This is a genomic window from Rathayibacter sp. AY1G1 (genome assembly GCF_002932095.1).
Lineage (GTDB): Bacteria > Actinomycetota > Actinomycetes > Actinomycetales > Microbacteriaceae > Rathayibacter.
The window spans coordinates 1-16,854 of record NZ_PSUZ01000029.1 but is presented as its reverse complement, the minus strand read 5'-3'; the positions used below and the strand labels follow the sequence as shown (position 1 = coordinate 16,854).

Genomic DNA, 16,854 nt, shown 5'->3' with positions numbered 1-16,854 from the left:
AACGCATGCATGACGACAGCACCCGCATCGAAGCCCGCATCGCCCGCTTCCGCGCCGAGAGCCTCCGGCCGGCGATCCACCGGGCGGTCGAGCCGCTCGGGATCGAGTCGTGGACCGCTCCGGGCGAGCCGGTCCCCTTCGACCAGGCGCGGGCCGCGTCCTACGCGCCCGCCCGCATCGGGGAGCCGTGGGGCGCCCCCTGGGGCACCGTGTGGTTCCACGTGCGCGGCGAGATCCCCGCCTCCTGGGTCGGCGTCGACGGCTGCGAGCCCGAGCTCGTCGTCGACCTCGGCTACACCGGCGCCCAGTCCGGCTTCGAGGCGGAGGGGCTCGTCTTCACCGCGATCGGCACGGTCGTGAAGGCCGTCGAGCCGTTCAACCAGTCGGTCCCGCTCGACCGGCTGCCCGGCCGCGAGGCGGGCGACCGCACGGTCGAGCTCTACATCGAGGCCGCCGCCAACCCGAACATCACCGGCGACTGGTCCTTCACCCCCACGGCGCTCGGCGGCCGCCCCGCCGACGGCGCCCTGCCGTCCGACCCGCTCTACCGCCTCCGCCGTCTCGAGCTCGGACTGCTCGACCGGGAGGTCTGGGAGCTGGAGCAGGACATGGCCGTGCTCGTCGGGCTGATCGGGCAGCTGCCCGAGTCCTCCCAGCGCCGCGCCGAGATCGTGCGCGCCCTCGACCGCGCCGTCGACGTCCTCGATCCGGACGACGTGTCCGGCACCGCCGCCGCCGGCCGGGAGGCGCTGCGGACCGTCCTCGAGCGGCCCGCCTCGGCCAGCGCGCACCACCTGCACGCCGTCGGCCACGCCCACATCGACTCCGCCTGGCTCTGGCCCGCCCGCGAGACCGCCCGCAAGGTGGCCCGCACCTTCTCGAACGTCTGCGACCTGATCGAGCGCGAGGAGGGCTTCGTCTTCGCCGCCTCCTCCGCGCAGCAGTACGCGTGGCTGAAGCGCGACCACCCGGAGCTGTTCGAGCGCGTCCGCGGCCACGTGCTCGCGGGCCGCTTCGTGCCGGTCGGCGGGATGTGGGTCGAGTCGGACACGAACATGCCCGGCGGCGAGGCGCTCGTGCGCCAGCTGCTCGAGGGCAAGCGCTTCTTCCTCGACGAGTTCGGGATCGACACCGAGGAGGTCTGGCTCCCGGACTCCTTCGGCTACTCCGCCGCGCTGCCGCAGATCATCGCCGGAGCGGGCGGGCGCTGGTTCCTCACGCAGAAGATCTCGTGGAACGAGACCAACACGATGCCCCACCACACCTTCTGGTGGGAGGGCATCGACGGCACCCGCGTGTTCACGCACTTCCCGCCCGTCGACCTCTACAACTCCGACCTCTCCGGCGAGGACCTCGCCCGCGCCGAGCGCCAGTACGCCGAGAAGGGCAGCGGCACCATGTCGCTCGTGCCCTTCGGCTACGGCGACGGCGGAGGAGGCCCCAACCGCGAGATGATCGCGGCCGCCCGCCGCACGCGCAGCCTCGAGGGCTCGCCGACCGTCGAGCTGTCCACGCCCCGCCGCTTCTTCGAGGAGGCGCAGGCCGAGTACCCGGACGCGCCCACCTGGTCGGGCGAGCTCTACCTCGAGTTCCACCGCGGCACCTACACGTCGCAGGCGCGCACCAAGCAGGGCAACCGCCGCAGCGAGCACCTGCTCCGCGAGATCGAGCTGTGGGCGACCACGGCCCTCGTCCGCGCCGGGGTCCCGTACCCGGCCGACGAGCTGCGCGAGATGTGGCGGACGGTCCTCCTGCAGCAGTTCCACGACATCCTGCCCGGCACCTCCATCGCCTGGGTGCACCGCGAGGCGGAGGAGAACTACGCCCGCATCGCGCAGCGGATCGAGGAGATGATCGCCGAGGCAGTCCGGGCCCTCGCCGGCGAGGGCTCCGCGGAGCTGCTGGTGAACTCCTCCCCCTTCCCCGTCGGGGGCGTGCCGGCGCTCGGCGCGGCCGCGGCCGACCCCGCCGCGGAGCACTCGGCCCCGACGCTCCGCTCCGACGGCGACGCCCACGTCCTCGACAACGGGCTCGTCCGGGTGCGGATCGGCGCCTCCGGGCTCCTCGAGTCGGTCGTGGACCTCGCGAGCGGCCGGGAGGTCGTGCCCGCCGGCGCCGCCGCGGGGCTCCTCCAGCTCCACCGCGACACCCCGAACAAGTGGGACGCCTGGGACCTCGACGACAACTACCGCCGCACGGTGGAGGACCTCGTCGGCGTCGACTCGGTCCGCGCCGGCACCGTGAGCGACCCGCTCGGCCGCGAGGTGCCGGCGGTCGTGATCACCCGCTCGTTCGGCGGCTCCACGGTCGTGCAGACCGTCTCGCTGCAGATCGGCCGGGCGGCCGTCGACCTCGACCTCGACATCGACTGGCACGAGCGCCGCAAGCTGCTCAAGCTCGCCTTCCCGCTCGACCTGCTCTCGGACCGGGCGACGTCCGAGATCCAGTTCGGCCACGTGCACCGCCCGACCCACGTGAACACGACGTGGGACGCCGCCCGCTTCGAGACCGTCGCGCACCGCTGGGTGCACGTCGGCGAGCCGGGCTTCGGCGTCGCGGTCGTCAACGACTCCACCTACGGGCACGACATCACCCGCGACCGCGCCGCGGCCGGCACCCCGACGACCACGGTCCGGCTCTCGCTCCTGCGCGCGCCGCTGTTCCCCGACCCGGACGCCGACCAGGGCCGCCACCGCCTCGCCGTCTCGCTCGTGGTCGGCGCCGAGCTGCCCGACGCCGTCGAGGCCGGCTACGCGCTGAACACCCCGGTCCGCAGGCTCACCGGCGCCGCGCCCGTGGCTCCCCTGGTGTCGATCGACGACCCCTCGGTGATCGTCGAGGCCGTGAAGGCGGCGGACGACGGGAGCGGCGACGTGATCGTGCGGCTCTACGAGTCGCTCGGCCGCCGCGCCGCAGCGACCCTCCGCGCCGCTTTCGCCGTCCGGGCGGTCACCCGCACCGACCTGATGGAGCGCCCGACCGAGCAGGTCCGCATCGAGAGCTCCGTCGAGGCGGAGTCGGCCGACGTGCGCCTCGAGCTGCGTCCGTTCGAGATCGCGACGGTGCGCCTGGCGCGCTGAGCGCGAGGGGACGAGGGGCGGGAGCAGGCCGGGCCGGCTTGCTCCTGCCCCTGCGTCATGTGGTCTGCTCGATGCACAAGGTCCCGATCGGAGAGGTCCCCCATGCAGTCGTTCCCCGCCCCGCCCCGCCAGGTGCAGATCGGCGACGCCGCCGCGTTCGCCGGCGTCACTCCGCGGGCGATCCGCCACTACCACCGGCTCGGCCTGCTCCCCGAGCGCGAGCGGGGCGGCGACGGCCGCAGGCGCTACGGCTACGACGACATCATCCGGCTGCTCTGGATCCGCCGCCTGGCCGACGCCGGGGTCGCACTCGAGGACATCCGGGACGCCTTCGCCGTCGCAGCCCCGGCCGGCGCCGAGGACAGCGCCGACCGCGAGGACGAGGTCGCGGGCGTCCTCGCGCGGCTGGAGGACGCGCTCGCCGCGCAGGTGGAGGAGCTGCAGCGGAAGCGGGCCTCGGTCCGGCGCATGCGGACCCTCGGCGGCCGGCTGGGGCTGCTCGACGACATCGTCTCGCGCCGCCTCGAGGGCGCACCCGAGGGCTCGCTGCGCCAGGCCGACCTCGACACCCTGCTGGTCACCGAGCGGATGTTCGGCCCGCTGGGCGCCGTCTCCCAGGCCGGCCGCTTCGTCGTCCTCGCCGCCGATCCGGCGCTGCGGGCGGAGGCCGACCGCGTCGACGCCGCCGAGGAGGCCCTCGACGACACGGTCGCCGAGGACGACCCCCGGGTGGAGCAGGTGGCGCAGGAGCGGCACGCCTTCGAGGCCCGGCTGATGCGCGTCGTCGAGGAGTCCGGTCAGCTCGAGGAGGACGAGGCGATCTTCGACGCGTGGGACGAGGCGCACCCGCCCGAGGACCCCGCGCCGGCCCCCGATCCCGCGCAGGGCTCCCGCGCCCGGAGCGCCGGCGAGATCGTCCGGAGCCTGCCCTACGACGTCTCGCCGGCCCGCCTGCGCGCCATGGACCTGGCGATGCGGCTCGGGATGGAGGAGGCGCCGGCGTCCTGAGACGCGGGGTCACGCCCGCGCGGTCACCCGAGGACCTCCCGCAGCACCTCCAGCGCCCGCTCGCGGTCGCCGACCCCGCCGCCCTCGTGCCCGCTGTACGGCCACACGTCGATCGACGTCTCGCCGCCGGAGACGTTGTGGGAGGCGAAGACCGTCGAGGGCGGGCAGATCGGGTCCATCAGGCCGACCGAGCGGTGCACCCGGCAGCGCAGGCGCCGCGAGAAGTGGACGCCGTCGACGTAGGAGAGGGTCCGCTCGACGGCGTCGAGGTCCTCGGGGCGGGTCGCCAGGTAGCGGGCGATCTCCACGTAGGGCGCCTCGTTCGTGACGGTCGTGGCGCGGAGGACGTCGGAGAGGAAGGGCACCAGGGCGATCGCCGCGCGCACCCGGGGGCGCAGCGCCGCCGCGGCGGTCGCGAGCGCTCCGCCCTGGCTGCCGCCGAAGACCGACACGCGGTCCGGGTCCAGCCCGGGGAGCGCCTCCACGGCGTCGACGGCGAGCGCCGCGTCCGCGATGAGGCGCCGGTAGTAATACGTCTCGGGCGACTCGATGCCGCGGGTCGTGACCCCGGGGTACGCGGGTCCGCTGCCGTGGGGGTCGGGGGTGGCTCCGGAGCGGGCGAGGCGGCCGGCTCCCTGGCCTCGCGCGTCGACGACCAGGTGCGCGTACCCGGCGGCGGCGATCCAGAGGTGCTCGATCGGACGGCCCCGTCCGCTGCCGTACCCGGGGTACTCGATCACCACGGGGAGCGGGGCGCCCGGGTCGACCGCGGGGGTCACCAGCCAGGCGGCGATCGGCTCGCCCGCGAAGCCGGGGAACCGCACGTCCCGCACCCGCACCAGCGGGAGGCCCGCGTCGACCGGCGCGGCGCTGACGCCGGGGCCGCCCTCCCGCCCGAGCGCGAGGGTGGCCCGCCAGAAGGCGTCGAAGTCGTCGGGCTCCGCGACCTCCGCACGGAACTCGCGGAGTGCGGCGAGGGGGCGATCCGTGAACACCGGGTCAGCCTTTCAGACCGGAGTGCGCGAGCCCTTCCACGAACTGCCGCTGAGCGAGGAGGAACACGGCCAGCACGGGCACGACCGTCATCGTCGCCGCGGCGAGCTGCACGTCCCACATCTCCCCGCCGTAGGCGTCGGTGAAGCGGGTGAGCGCCTGGGGCAGGGTGAAGAGCTCGGGTGAGGTCAGGTAGACCGTCGGCTCGAGGTACATGTTCCAGGACCCGAGGAAGGTCAGGATCGCGACGGCCGACAGCGCGGGCTTGGACAGCGGCAGGAAGATGCGCCGCCAGATCCCGAAGCGGCCGAGGCCGTCCAGGCGCGCGGCCTCCTCGAGCTCGCCGGGCATCGCGATGAAGTACTGCCGCATGATGAACGTGCCCAGCACCGCCGGCGCTCCGACCATCGGCACCAGCAGCAGCGGCACGTGGGTGTCGATGAAGCCGAGCTGCCGGAAGATCTGGAACAGCGGGATGATCGTCACCTCCGTCGGCACCAGCAGGCCGGTCAGGACGACGAGGAACACCGCGTTGCGTCCCGGGAACGGGATCCGGGCGAAGGCGTAGCCGGCCAGGCTCGAGACCAGCAGCGTCACCACGGTGACCGTGACCGCGATGTAGAGGCTGTTCCAGTACTGGAGCGCGAACGGCTGGAACCGGAACGCCTCGGCGTAGCCCGCCAGGCTCGGCGAGTCCGGCAGCAGGGTCGGCGGGTTCGAGAAGATCTCGTTCACCGGCTTGAACGACGAGGCGATCATCCAGAACGTCGGCACCGCGAACGGCAGCACGAGCAGGATCAGCGTCACGACGAGCAGGGCGGTCATGAGCGGGCTGCGGCCGCGGCGGCGCTTGACGGGCGGCTCCGGGACGGCTTCGAGGCGTGGCGTGAGCGGGGTTCCCTGCTCGACGACGGCGTCAGTTCTCATAGAAGACCCATTTCCTGCGCAGCTGCCACTGCACGACCGTGAGGATCAGGACGAAGAGGAGCAGCATCAGCGAGAGCGTCGCGCCGTAGCCGATGTCGCTGAACTCGAAGGCCTGTTGGAACACGTAGTAGACGAGCACTGTCGTCGACAGCTCCGGCCCGCCCTCGGTCAGGACGGCGACCTGCGCGAACGCCTGCAGCGAGCCGACGATCGTGAGGATGGCGGTGAGGAGCAGGGTGGGCGAGATGAGAGGGAGCGTGATCCGGAAGAAGATCGCGCGGGGGCTCGCGCCGTCCAGCCGGGCTGCCTCGTAGAGGTCGCCCGGCACTCCCTGCAGCGCGGCGAGGAAGAGCACCATGTTGACGCCGACGCTGCGGATGACCTGCGTGACGATGACGCTCGCCATCGCGGTGGGTCCCTCCTGGAGCCAGTTCGGCCCGTCGAGGCCGACCAGCGAGAGCAGGCCGTTGATCGCGCCGTTGTCCTGGAGGAGGAAGCCCCAGACGAGGGTCCAGGCGACCACCGAGATGACGACGGGCGAGAAGAAGAGCGTGCGGAACAGGGCGCCGCCCGGGATCCTCCGGTTGAGCAGCACGGCCAGGCCCAGCCCGAGGGCGAGGTTCAGGACGACCACTCCCCCGGAGAAGACCGCGGTCGTGCCGAGCACCGCGCCGATGCTCGGGTCGTTGATCGCCCGCTCGTAGTTCTCGCCGCCCACGAAGGTCATGGAGCCGGTGAAGACGTTCCACTCGTTGAGGCTGAACCAGACCGCGAGCCCGACGGGCAGCAGCACGAACACGATCACACCGAGCAGCTGGGGCGCGATGAAGAGCCAGCCGGCGAGCGCGTCGCGGCGCCGGAGGTTCCAGTAGGCGCCGGCGGGAGCGGATCGGCGGCTGTCCGTCGAGGTCGCGGTCACGGGATCACTTCCCCTGGAGGACGGGCGCGATGGCGTCGCAGACGCCTCCGAGCACCTCGGCGACGTCGGCATCGGCCGACCACATGCGGTCCAGCGCCGTCTTGCCGACCGAGGTGATCTCGGCGGGGCTCGTCACCGGAGGGGTGGCGGACACGTCGGCGAGCTCGTCGACCACGACGCGGTCGAGCTGCTCGGCGCTGAGGCGCGTGTTGACCTTCGCCAGCTCCTCACCGGACAGCAGCGACTCGCGGGGCGGCGGGAAGAACTGCGCGAGCTTGGCGGAGTTCTCCGGGTTGGTCATGAACGAGAGGAAGCCGGTCGCCTCCTCCACGTGGTCGCCGCCTGCGAGCGCGGCCATGCCGGCCTGGCCGATGTTGCCGTACTCGCCGGCGGGGCCGACGGGCAGCGGGTAGATCTCGAACGGGAACGAGCCGTCGAGCAGGCTCGCGCGCGAGACCTGCGCGGTCGTGAACGCGGCGTCGCCGGCGAAGAAGTCCGCCGTCACGCCGGGTCCGGGGGTCGCGCCGCTGACGTAGACCGAGTCGTGGAAGAACTGGAACGCCTCCACCATCTCGGGCGAGTCCATCGTGCACTGGGTCCCGTCGTCGCTCCACGGCTGGGCTCCCCAGCCCGCCCAGAGGTTCGCGAGGCTCAGCCAGCCCGAGAAGTCGAAGTCGCGGATGATGTAGCCGGCCTTGCCGGTCGACTCGTTGACGGCCGCGCCGATGCGGTCGACGTCCTCCCAGCTGAGCGTCGCGGGGTCGACGGTCTGCCCGGCCTGCGCGATGAGGTCCTGGTTCACGTACAGCGCGAACGGCGAGTTGGAGAACGGGTACGCGTAGAGCTCGCCGTCCTGGCTGAACGACTGCGCCACGCTGGGCAGGATGTCGTCGTACTCGTAGCCCTCGGTCCCCTCGAAGGTCTCGGTCAGCGGAGCGAGCGCTCCGGCGTCGATCAGGTCCTTCGCGATGTCGCCGACCCAGGCGAGGTCGGGGGCGTTGCCGCCCGCGGCCTGCGTGGTCAGGGTCGAGTTGTAGTCCGCGAACGGGAGGGACTCGAAGGTCACGGACTCGATCTCGGGGTGGTCGGCGATGTACTCGTCGGCCATCGAGTCGAACAGGGCGAGCTGCTTCTCGTCGGAGGTCCAGACGGACATCCTCAGAGCGACGGGTGCTGAGTCGTCCCCGCCGCCGGCGGCGCCGCAGCCCGAGAGGGCGGCGATCACTCCGACTGCGGCGAGCGAGGCCATCAGCTTCTTCGCTGGTCTCATCGTCTCTCTTTCTCCAATGGTCTTCTCGGTGTTCCCGGTCAGTACCCGACGACGTCGGGCCAGTGGGTCTCTACGCCGCGCGACTCGAGCCTCGCCTGCAGGCGGGCGACGAGGGCGGGGTCGGCGGCGATCTCGTGGGGCGACAGGTCCTCGGCGAGGGCGAGGGCCGCCAGCTCGCCGACGGCCTCGCCGATGTTCCACTCCACGGGGTGGAGGCGGTACGCGCCGTTGGTGATGTGCGTCGTCCCGATGTTCTTGCCCCCGGGCAGCAGGTTCGTCGGGGTGCGCGGCACGAGGGCGCCGAGCGGGATCTCGAACGGCGAGCACTCCACGTCGAGGTAGTTGTCGCCTCCGGTGGTCGGGTGCAGGTCGATCCGGTACATGCCCACGCCGACGGAGTCGTCGAAGCGCGCAGGGCTCCCCGTCCCGCGGGCGGCGACGGAGACGTCCTGCTCGCGCACGGTGGTGAGCGCGCGGATCCGGCGGGACTCGCGGATGTAGGGGGCCTGCGCGAGGCCGTCGGCGGTGCCCATCACGTCGCCGCGGAGCCGGAGCCCGGGCCAGCCGCGGCCGCCGTCGGGCCGGGGCGCCTCGGTCTGGAGCCAGTAGAAGTACGACAGCGAGAGCGCGCGGGCGCCGGCGAGGTGCTTCTCCGGCTCCGGAACGTCGAGGATCGAGCTGTCGAGGTAGTCGAGCATCGGCCAGTTCGCGAGCACGATGTCGCTGTCGAGCGCGCCCGGCCGGAGGGTCTCGGTCGCGAGGATCCGGCGGAACATCCAGAGGTCGGTGTCCCCGCCCTGCGCGCGCTGGTCGGCGGTGCGGGTGTCGCCCACGGCGTTGACGTGCATCGTGCGGGTCTCGGGGCGCAGCGTCCTCGGGTTCGGCGCGGTGAAGGAGAGGAGCTTCCCGCCCCAGAACGGCACCTCGTACTCGTGCCAGTAGTCGTAGTCGGCCGGGCGCTCGATGGTGTGGTCGCCGTCCGCGCTGTCGAAGCCGAAGCACCAGGTGACGGCCTGCACGTTCATCGGGTCGGCGACGGCGGGAGCGCTGGGCTCGCCGTGCTCGTCGCGCGACTCGGACCCCGTGACGTAGTCGACCTCCGCGAGGGGGAGCAGCTCCCCCGTCTCGGTCGCGTCGACCACGTACCGTCCGGAGACGGCGAGCTCCTCGCCCGAGACCGCGTCGCGCAGCAGGACGCGCTCGATCCGGCCCGGGCCGCCGTCGACGGCGAAGGGGACGACGCCGGTGACGACGCGGATCGCTCCGCTCGAGCGGTAGGGGGCGAGCATCTCGTCGAGCACGGCGACGGCGACGCGGGGCTCGGCGCAGAGCCGGCTCACGAGTCCGCGGCCGGGGTTCAGGCGGTCGTCGCGCATCGCCTCGGCGGTGAGGGGGTAGTTGCGGCGGTAGTAGCCGCGGATGCCGTCCCGGAGGCGCCGGTAGTCGGCGGTGACGCCGAACTGCTCGACCCAGGTGTGCTCGTCCGGCGGGACGCCCTGCGAGGTGAGCTGGCCGCCCAGCCACGGGTACTGCTCGGTCAGCACGACCGAGAGGCCGTTGCGGGCGAGGGCGATCGCCGCCGCCACTCCTCCGAGGCCGCCGCCGATCACGGCGACATCTGCTTGCATCGGGGTCACGCGTCCGCCTCGTCCTCGTCGACAGTCTGGGTCATCGGCCTACTACCCGCGGGTAATACGTATTGCCGATTGATTAGACCGTAACGCACGAGTGTCCGGTTGGCAACGGTCTCCGCCGTTCCGAGCGATGCCGCGGCGACCCGCGGGCGTCCTCAGCCGGAAGCGGGCCGGATGTCAGGGCTCGGTGGCATGCTCGACCCCGAGCGCGGCCGGCGGGCGGCGGCGCGGAGCGGAGCGGAGCAGCATGATCGGGTTGGATCTCACCGGGCGCACGGCCCTCGTCACGGGGTCGGGGCAGGGCATCGGGCTGGCCATCGCGACGACGCTCGCGGAGGCGGGCGCCGAGGTGATCGTGAACGCCCGCTCCGAGCGGTCGATCCGCCGGGCGATCGAGGCCGTCGGCGCGGCGGTGCCGGAGGCGCGGGTGCGCGGAGTCGCGGCCGACGTGTCGACGGAGAAGGGCACGGCCTCCCTCCTGCGCGCGGCCTCGGAGGTGGACGTGCTCGTCAACAACCTCGGGATCTTCGGCTCCGCCGATGCGCTCTCCATCGACGACGCCGAGTGGCGCCGCTACTTCGAGGTCAACGTGCTCACCGGCGTGCGCCTCACCCGCGCCTACCTCCCCGGGATGATGGAGCGCGAGTGGGGCCGCGTCCTCTACATCGGCAGCGACTCCGCCGTCGTCACGCCCGCCGAGATGATCCACTACGGAGTGTCGAAGACCGCGCTGCTGGGCGTCTCGCGAGGCTTCGCCAAGGCCGCCGCCGGCACCGGGGTGACGGTGAACAGCGTGCTCGCCGGGCCGACCCATACGGGCGGCGTCGAGGACTTCGTCTACGAGCTGGTCGACCGCGAGCTGCCGTGGGAGGAGGCGCAGCGCGAGTTCATGCGCCTGCACCGGCCGCAGTCGCTGCTGAAGCGCCTCATCGAGCCGGAGGAGATCGCCCACATGGTGGCGTACCTCGCCTCCCCGCTCGCCTCGGCCACCACGGGCGCCGCCGTGCGCGTCGACGGCGGCTACATCGACTCGATCGTGCCGTAGCGCGCGCTCCCGGGGCTTCCCGGGGCGCCGGCCGTCAGCGCGGAGGGGCGACAGAGCCGCCGGGGCGCCACGGGCCGCCGATGCGCTCCTGGAGGAGCGGCGCCGCCGGGTCGGCGAGGCGGGCGAGCAGCGCCTCCACTCCGCGGCGGCCGAGCTCGCGGCCGGGCGCGACGAGCAGGTCGAGCGCCGGGTCGGCCAGGTCGGCGACGTCGGGGTCGGAGGCGAGCAGGACGATCGAGAGGTCCTCGGGCACGCGCAGCCCGCGGTGCCGCACCTCGTGCGCGAACCCGACGGCGGCGCCCCCGTTGACGATCACCACGGCGGTCGCGGAGGCGGGGTCGAACGAGCGGGCGAGGGTGCGGCCACCGGCGGGCGACTCCTCGCAGCGCAGCAGCACGCCCTCGACGCCGCGGGCCGCGCAGGCGAGCGCGAACGCCTCCTGGGTGCGCGCGTAGGGGCCGAAGTCGGCCGCGGCGTCGCGGTCCGGGCCGAGCACGAGCGCCACCCGCGCGTGCCCCAGGCCGGCGAGCCGGCCGAGCGCCTCCTCGACCATCCCCTCGAAGTCGATGTCGACCCAGTCGAGGGCGGACGGGTCGCGGGTGCGCCCGATGAGGGCGAAGGGCGTGCCGGAGTCCCGCAGGACCGGCACGCGCTCGTCCTCGCTGGTGACCTGCATCAGCACGACGCCGTCGATCAGGCCGTCGGCGCGCAGGTCGGCGAGGCGGTCGGAGCCGCCGACCGTCGGCCACAGGACGATCGAGTGGTCCTGCTCCGCCGCGGCCTCGGCGGCTCCGAGCAGGAACGAGGTGGCGGTGTTGAGCGGCCGGCTCGACACGAGCGGATAGACGACCGCGACGATCCCCGAGCGGCGCCGCGCGAGGGCGCGGGCCAGGGCGTGCGGCCGGAAGCCGAGCTCGTGCATCGCCGCCCGCACCCGCTCGCGGGTCTCGGGCGAGACGGGCTTGGTGTCGTTGACCACGAACGAGACCGTCGCGATCGAGACCCCCGCGAGGCGCGCGACATCCCTCATCGTGGCCACCGCGCCTCCTCCGCTCGCGCCGCCCGGCCGTGGTTGACGCGGGGCGGACGTCTCCCGCATCCTAGGAGACGCGGCCGGTAAAGCGGTTAACCCCGTGTCGGGCCGCCCACCGCCGCACCGTCTCCACCGTCGAAGAAGGAACACCGTGACCACACCCTCCTCCCCCGTCCGCGTCCTCGTCTGGGGCGAGAACCGCCATGAGCAGATCGAGGAGAAGGTCCGCGCGATCTACCCCGACGGCATGCACAGCACGATCGCCGACGGCATCCGCGAGAACCTCGGCGAGCGCGCCACCGTCTCCACCACCACGCTCGACGAGCCCGAGCACGGCCTCACCGAGGACGTCCTCGACGCCACCGACGTGCTCGTCTGGTGGGGCCACATGGCCCACGGCGACGTCTCCGACGAGATCGTCGAGCGCGTCCAGCGCCACGTCCTCTCGGGCATGGGCCTCGTCGTCCTGCACTCCGGCCACTGGTCGAAGATCTTCGGCAAGCTCATGGGCACCACCTGCACGCTGCGCTGGCGCTCGGAGCAGGACCGCGAGCTGGTCTGGACCGTCGACCCCACGCACCCCATCGCCCAGGGGATCCCGCACCCCTTCCTGATCCCGCAGCAGGAGATGTACGGCGAGTTCTTCGACGTGCCGGCGCCCGACGAGCTCGTGTTCCTCTCGACCTTCTCGGGCGGCGAGGTCTTCCGCTCCGGCATGACCTGGAAGCGCGGCCACGGGCGCATCTTCTTCTTCTCCCCCGGCGACCAGGACTACCCCGTCTACCACCAGGCCGAGGTGCGCCGCGTGATCGCGAACGGCGTCGAGTGGGTGCGCTCCTCGCGCCCCGAGCGCCGCCTCCCGGTGCTGCAGCGCTACGAGACCGAGGACTTCCACAACGGCCAGGACTACGAGGGAGCGCTCGTCCGATGACGGTCCGCCTCGTCCAGGTCGGCGCCGGCGCGATGGGCCGCGCCTGGATCCGCACCATCCGCGACTCCCCGGACGCCGAGCTCGTCGGCCTGGTCGACCTCGACGTCGACCTCGCCACGGCTGCCGCGGAGGAGGAGGGGGTCGGCCCGGTCGCGGTCGGCACCTCCGTCGCCGAGGTCGCCGCGCGCTCCGGCGCCGACGCCGTGGTCAACGTGACCGTGCCGCGGGCGCACCTGCCCGTCAGCTCGGAGGCACTGTTCGCCGGGCTGCCCGTGCTCTCCGAGAAGCCGATCGCGCCGACCATCGCCGAGGCGCTGGTGCTCGCGGCGACGGCCGAGGCCTCGGGCCGGCTCCTGATGACCAGCCAGTCGCGCCGCTACTACGCGGCGATCACCGCCTTCCGCGAGCAGATCGCCGGGCTCGGGCAGCTGGGCACCGCCTCCGTGCACTTCGCGAAGGCGCCCCGCTTCGGCGGCTTCCGCGACGAGATGGACCACGTGCTCCTGGTCGACATGGCGATCCACGCCTTCGACGCGGCGCGGTACCTGCTCGACAGCGACCCGGTCGCGGTCTACTGCGAGGAGTACAACCCGGGCTGGAGCTGGTACGCCGACGGAGCCGCGGCGAGCGCCGTGTTCGAGTTCGCCGGCGGAGTGCGCTTCAGCTACACCGGCAGCTGGTGCGCCGACGGCCTCGAGACCTCGTGGAACGGCGACTGGCGCGTGAACGGGGCCGGCGGCACCGCGCACTGGGACGGCGACGGCGCTCCGGAGTGGCAGTCGCGCGAGTCGGAGGCGGTGCGGACCGCCACGCTCGAGCCCGTGCCCGAGGAGATCGCGGGCTCGCTCGCGGAGTTCGTGCGGGTGCTGGGCTCGGGGGCGGTGCCCTCGGGCGAGGTGCACTCGAACGTGCGGAGCCTCGCGATGGTGGAGGCGGCGGTCCGCTCCTCCGAGACGGGTGCGCGGGTGCGGCTCGACGACGTGCTGGAGGAGGGGTACGCGGAGGCGCTGACGCTCGCGCGCGACGAGCGCGTGCGCGCGGCCCTCGGCTCCTGGGGCTCGGCCGCGGAGGGCCTCGCGCGCTGACCACGCCGCCCGGCGGATCTCGAGGCGTCCGTGCCGGCGTCTCGAGACCCCCGCCCGGTCGCGGCTCCGCCACCGCGCGTTCGCCGGGCGGACACCTGCGGGCGGCGGGGCGTTCACCGGGGGCGGCCAGCGTGGGCGGGTTCCTTCGAAGCCGCTCAGGAGACCCGTGTCCTCTCGTCACACCCGCACCCGCACCGCCGCCCTCGCCCTCACCGTCACCCTCGCCGGCTGCACCCTCGGAGCCGCGGTCCTGCCCGCCTCCGCCGCGGGCGACTCCTTCTTCACCCGCATCGCGACGGTGCCGGCCTACCTCAACGCGGCCGACCCGTCCGCCGACTCCGCCGTCGCCGAGATCTCGAGCGCGTCGCCCGACGGCCGCCTGGTCTACTCGACGGACTCCGCCGGGCAGCGCATCGACGTCCTCGACATCTCGGACCCCGACTCCCCCGAGCCGCTCGGCGGCGTCGGCGTGGGCGGCGAGCCGACCTCGGTCTACGCGACCGGCGAGTACGTCCTCGCGGTGGTCGACACGAGCGACGGCGACTTCGCGAACCCCTCCGGCCACGTCAGCGTGCTGCACGCCGACGACCTCGCGCCCGTCGCGAGCATCGAGCTCGGCGGCCAGCCCGACTCCATCGACGTCACCACCGACGGCTCGACCGCGGTCATCGCGATCGAGAACCAGCGCGACGAGGACCTCGCCCCCGAGGGCGGCGAGGAGGGCGACCTCCCGCAGGCGCCCGCCGGGGAGCTCGTGGTGATGGACCTCGCGGGCGACCCCTCCGCCTGGGTGCCGGAGCACGTCGACCTCACCGGTCTCGCCGGCCTCGACACCCCGTCGGACCCGGAGCCCGAGTACGTCTCGATCAACCCGGCCGACACTGCCGTCGCCGTGACGCTGCAGGAGAACAACGCCGTCGCGATCGTCGACCTGGCCACCCGCTCCGTCACTTCCTCGTACACCGCGGGCACCGCCTCCGTCAGCGGCATCGACACGCTCGACGACGACTCGATCTCGCTGACCGGCTCGATCACCGACGTCCCGCGCGAGCCCGACGCGATCGGCTGGGTCGGCGACGACCACGTCGCGATCGCGAACGAGGGCGACTGGAAGGGCGGCACGCGCGGCTGGTCGATCCTCGACGCCGCGACCGGGGCCGTGCAGTGGGACGCCGGGAACTCGTTCGACCACCTCGCGGTGCGCCTCGGGCTCTACCCGGACAAGCGCTCCGACGCGAAGGGCTCCGAGCCCGAGGGCCTGCTCTCGGCAACCTTCGACGGCGTCCCCTACGTGTTCGTCGGCGCCGAGCGGGCCAACTTCGTGGCCGTCTACGACGTGTCGGAGCCGACCGCGCCGCGCTTCGTGCAGGCGCTGCCGTCGACCCCGGGTCCGGAGGGGCTGCTCGCCCTGCCCGAGCGCGACCTGCTGGTCGTCTCGAGCGAGACCGACGACGCCGAGGCCGCCGTCCGCGCGAGCGTGCAGCTCTACGCGCTCGGCGCCTCCGCCCCCGCGTTCCCGACCGTGCTGTCGGCCGACGTCGACGGATCGCCGCTGCCCTGGGGCGCGCTCTCGGGCCTCTCGACCGATCCGGCGGCGCCCGACCGCCTGTACGCGGTGAGCGACAGCGCCTACGCGCCGAGCACCCTCCACTCGATCGACACCTCCGTCTCGCCGGCGCTGCTCGACACGACGCTCACGGTGACCGAGGGCGGCGAGCCCGCCGCTCTGGATCTGGAGGGGATCGCCGCCCGCGTCGACGGCGGCTTCTGGGCCGTGACGGAGGGCGGGACAGGCGACGGCAACGCACTCCTGCGGCTCGACGCCGACGCCGCGGTGACCGAGCGGATCGCCCTGCCCGCGGAGCTCGCCTCCGCGCTGGGCAAGCAGGGCTTCGAGGGAGTGACCGTCGAGGACGGCGCCGCCGGTGAGATCGTCTGGACGGCGCTGCAGCGCGAGGCCTCGATCGACGCCGACGGAGTGGTCCGGATCGGGCGCTACGACGTCGCCGCCGACAGCTGGAGCTTCTTCGGCTACCCGCTGGAGGCCGTCTCCGGGGCGGACGGCGACTGGAACGGGCTCTCGGAGATCACGCTGACCCCCGCGGGCACGCTCGCGGTGATCGAGCGCGACAAGCTCAACGGGCCGGACGCCGCGCTGAAGGCCGTGTACACGGTGCCGCTGCCGACGGAGGCCGGCGCGGCGGTCGGCGAGACGCTGCCGATGCTCGAGAAGACCCTCGCGGTCGACGTGCTGCCCGCGCTGCAGGCCGGGAACGGCTGGACCCAGGAGAAGCTCGAGGGCCTCGGGATCACCGGCTCCGGCGAGGTGTTCGCGGTGACCGACAACGACGGCGTGGACGACGCGAACGGCGAGACGGTGCTCGCATCGCTCGGCTCCGCGGCGTCCGTGTTCGGGACGGGGACGGTACCGACGCCGGGACCGACTGTTGGGCCGACCGTCGAGCCGACGGTGGCGCCGACGGGTGAGCCGACCACGGCGCCGACCGCGCACCCCTCGGCCGAGCCGACCCGCGCGCCGGCTCCCGCTCCGGCCGGCGCCGTTCCTCCGCGGACCGGCTCGGGACTCGCGAGCACCGGCGTCGAGACGGGCTGGACCGCCGCGGCGGCTCTCGCCCTGCTCGCCGGTGGAGCGCTCGCGCTCGGAGTCACGCGCCGCCGCCGCGACGCGCGCTGACGGACGCCGACGGCCCGGGGGACAGTGTCCTCCGGGCCGTCGGCGTTCCCGCCGCGAGCGGGGCGGGTGGGGCGAGTGGTCGGGTGTCAGCTTCCGGTGGGGGCGTCCTCGGTGTCGGGAGAGGTGCTCTCGGAGGGCGCCTGCGGGGCGACGGCGGCTCTCCGAGCTGGTCGGCGGCTCCAGGGCCCAGGCGCAGCTGCTCCGGGCTCGGCCCGGCCACGACGTCCTCGCCCT

At 73.5% G+C, this 16,854-nt stretch carries 12 protein-coding genes; 6 read left to right on the top strand and 6 right to left on the bottom strand.

The features are described 5' to 3' along the window. Positions 1-5 precede the first annotated feature (5 nt). Both C5C36_RS14700 and C5C36_RS14695 read left to right on the top strand, forming a co-directional pair. Positions 6-3,080 carry a glycoside hydrolase family 38 C-terminal domain-containing protein gene (locus C5C36_RS14700; protein WP_104309976.1) on the top strand — a complete coding sequence of 1,025 codons (3,075 nt, stop codon included), beginning with the start codon at positions 6-8 and terminating at the stop codon, positions 3,078-3,080. A 102-nt stretch (positions 3,081-3,182) separates the two neighbouring features. Beyond that, positions 3,183-4,088 (top strand): MerR family transcriptional regulator, encoded by a 906-nt coding sequence (locus C5C36_RS14695; RefSeq protein ID WP_219814904.1) that lies wholly within the window; start codon positions 3,183-3,185, stop codon positions 4,086-4,088. A gap of 23 nt (positions 4,089-4,111) precedes the next feature. On the opposite strand, the gene C5C36_RS14690 is transcribed toward C5C36_RS14695, so the two are convergent. From C5C36_RS14690 to C5C36_RS14670, 5 genes are read right to left on the bottom strand one after another with little or no spacing between them, the layout of a single operon-like run. After that, a complete protein-coding gene (locus C5C36_RS14690; protein WP_104309974.1) occupies positions 4,112-5,083 on the bottom strand; it encodes an acetylxylan esterase in 972 nt (323 codons plus the stop codon). Between the two features lie 4 nt (positions 5,084-5,087). Further along, complete coding sequence (locus C5C36_RS14685) at positions 5,088-6,008, bottom strand: carbohydrate ABC transporter permease (protein ID WP_244229554.1); 921 nt, start codon at positions 6,006-6,008, stop codon at positions 5,088-5,090. After that, positions 5,998-6,927 (bottom strand): carbohydrate ABC transporter permease, encoded by a 930-nt coding sequence (locus tag C5C36_RS14680; protein WP_104234014.1) that lies wholly within the window; start codon positions 6,925-6,927, stop codon positions 5,998-6,000. The genes C5C36_RS14685 and C5C36_RS14680 overlap by 11 nt, the downstream gene beginning before the upstream one ends. Positions 6,928-6,931: 4 nt before the next feature. Continuing rightward, positions 6,932-8,197: a sugar ABC transporter substrate-binding protein gene (locus C5C36_RS14675; protein WP_104224315.1), complete on the bottom strand. Its 1,266-nt coding sequence runs from the start codon at positions 8,195-8,197 to the stop codon at positions 6,932-6,934. Between the two features lie 38 nt (positions 8,198-8,235). Beyond that, a complete protein-coding gene (locus tag C5C36_RS14670) occupies positions 8,236-9,825 on the bottom strand; it encodes an FAD-dependent oxidoreductase (protein WP_104234052.1) in 1,590 nt (529 codons plus the stop codon). A 256-nt stretch (positions 9,826-10,081) separates the two neighbouring features. On the opposite strand from C5C36_RS14670, the gene C5C36_RS14665 reads away from it, so the two are divergent. Then, positions 10,082-10,876: an SDR family NAD(P)-dependent oxidoreductase gene (locus tag C5C36_RS14665; protein WP_104309981.1), complete on the top strand. Its 795-nt coding sequence runs from the start codon at positions 10,082-10,084 to the stop codon at positions 10,874-10,876. 34 nt (positions 10,877-10,910) lie between these two features. Here C5C36_RS14665 and C5C36_RS14660 read toward each other — a convergent pair whose 3' ends face one another. Beyond that, positions 10,911-11,906 carry a LacI family DNA-binding transcriptional regulator gene (locus C5C36_RS14660; protein WP_258063691.1) on the bottom strand — a complete coding sequence of 332 codons (996 nt, stop codon included), beginning with the start codon at positions 11,904-11,906 and terminating at the stop codon, positions 10,911-10,913. A 154-nt stretch (positions 11,907-12,060) separates the two neighbouring features. On the opposite strand from C5C36_RS14660, the gene C5C36_RS14655 reads away from it, so the two are divergent. The 3 genes from C5C36_RS14655 to C5C36_RS14645 all read left to right on the top strand — a co-directional run bounded on the left by C5C36_RS14655 (position 12,061) and on the right by C5C36_RS14645 (position 16,620). Further along, the gene (locus tag C5C36_RS14655; protein WP_104261591.1) at positions 12,061-12,840 is read left to right on the top strand and encodes a ThuA domain-containing protein; all 780 of its coding nucleotides are present in this window, start codon (positions 12,061-12,063) and stop codon (positions 12,838-12,840) included. Further along, positions 12,837-13,925: a Gfo/Idh/MocA family protein gene (locus C5C36_RS14650; RefSeq protein WP_104267971.1), complete on the top strand. Its 1,089-nt coding sequence runs from the start codon at positions 12,837-12,839 to the stop codon at positions 13,923-13,925. The genes C5C36_RS14655 and C5C36_RS14650 overlap by 4 nt, the downstream gene beginning before the upstream one ends. 166 nt (positions 13,926-14,091) lie before the next feature. Further along, positions 14,092-16,620: an esterase-like activity of phytase family protein gene (locus tag C5C36_RS14645; protein WP_104309972.1), complete on the top strand. Its 2,529-nt coding sequence runs from the start codon at positions 14,092-14,094 to the stop codon at positions 16,618-16,620. The last annotated feature ends 234 nt before the right edge of the window (positions 16,621-16,854 follow it).

What these genes read in the sequence shown, in the direction of transcription:
- C5C36_RS14670 (WP_104234052.1), bottom strand. Translation starts at nt 9,825, where the DNA reads ATGCAAGCAGATGTCGCCGTGATCGGCGGCGGCCTCGGAGGAGTGGCG.
- C5C36_RS14650 (WP_104267971.1), top strand. Translation starts at nt 12,837, where the DNA reads ATGACGGTCCGCCTCGTCCAGGTCGGCGCCGGCGCGATGGGCCGCGCC.
- C5C36_RS14675 (WP_104224315.1), bottom strand. Translation starts at nt 8,197, where the DNA reads ATGAGACCAGCGAAGAAGCTGATGGCCTCGCTCGCCGCAGTCGGAGTG.
- C5C36_RS14685 (WP_244229554.1), bottom strand. Translation starts at nt 6,008, where the DNA reads ATGAGAACTGACGCCGTCGTCGAGCAGGGAACCCCGCTCACGCCACGC.
- C5C36_RS14660 (WP_258063691.1), bottom strand. Translation starts at nt 11,906, where the DNA reads ATGAGGGATGTCGCGCGCCTCGCGGGGGTCTCGATCGCGACGGTCTCG.
- C5C36_RS14695 (WP_219814904.1), top strand. Translation starts at nt 3,183, where the DNA reads ATGCAGTCGTTCCCCGCCCCGCCCCGCCAGGTGCAGATCGGCGACGCC.
- C5C36_RS14700 (WP_104309976.1), top strand. Translation starts at nt 6, where the DNA reads ATGCATGACGACAGCACCCGCATCGAAGCCCGCATCGCCCGCTTCCGC.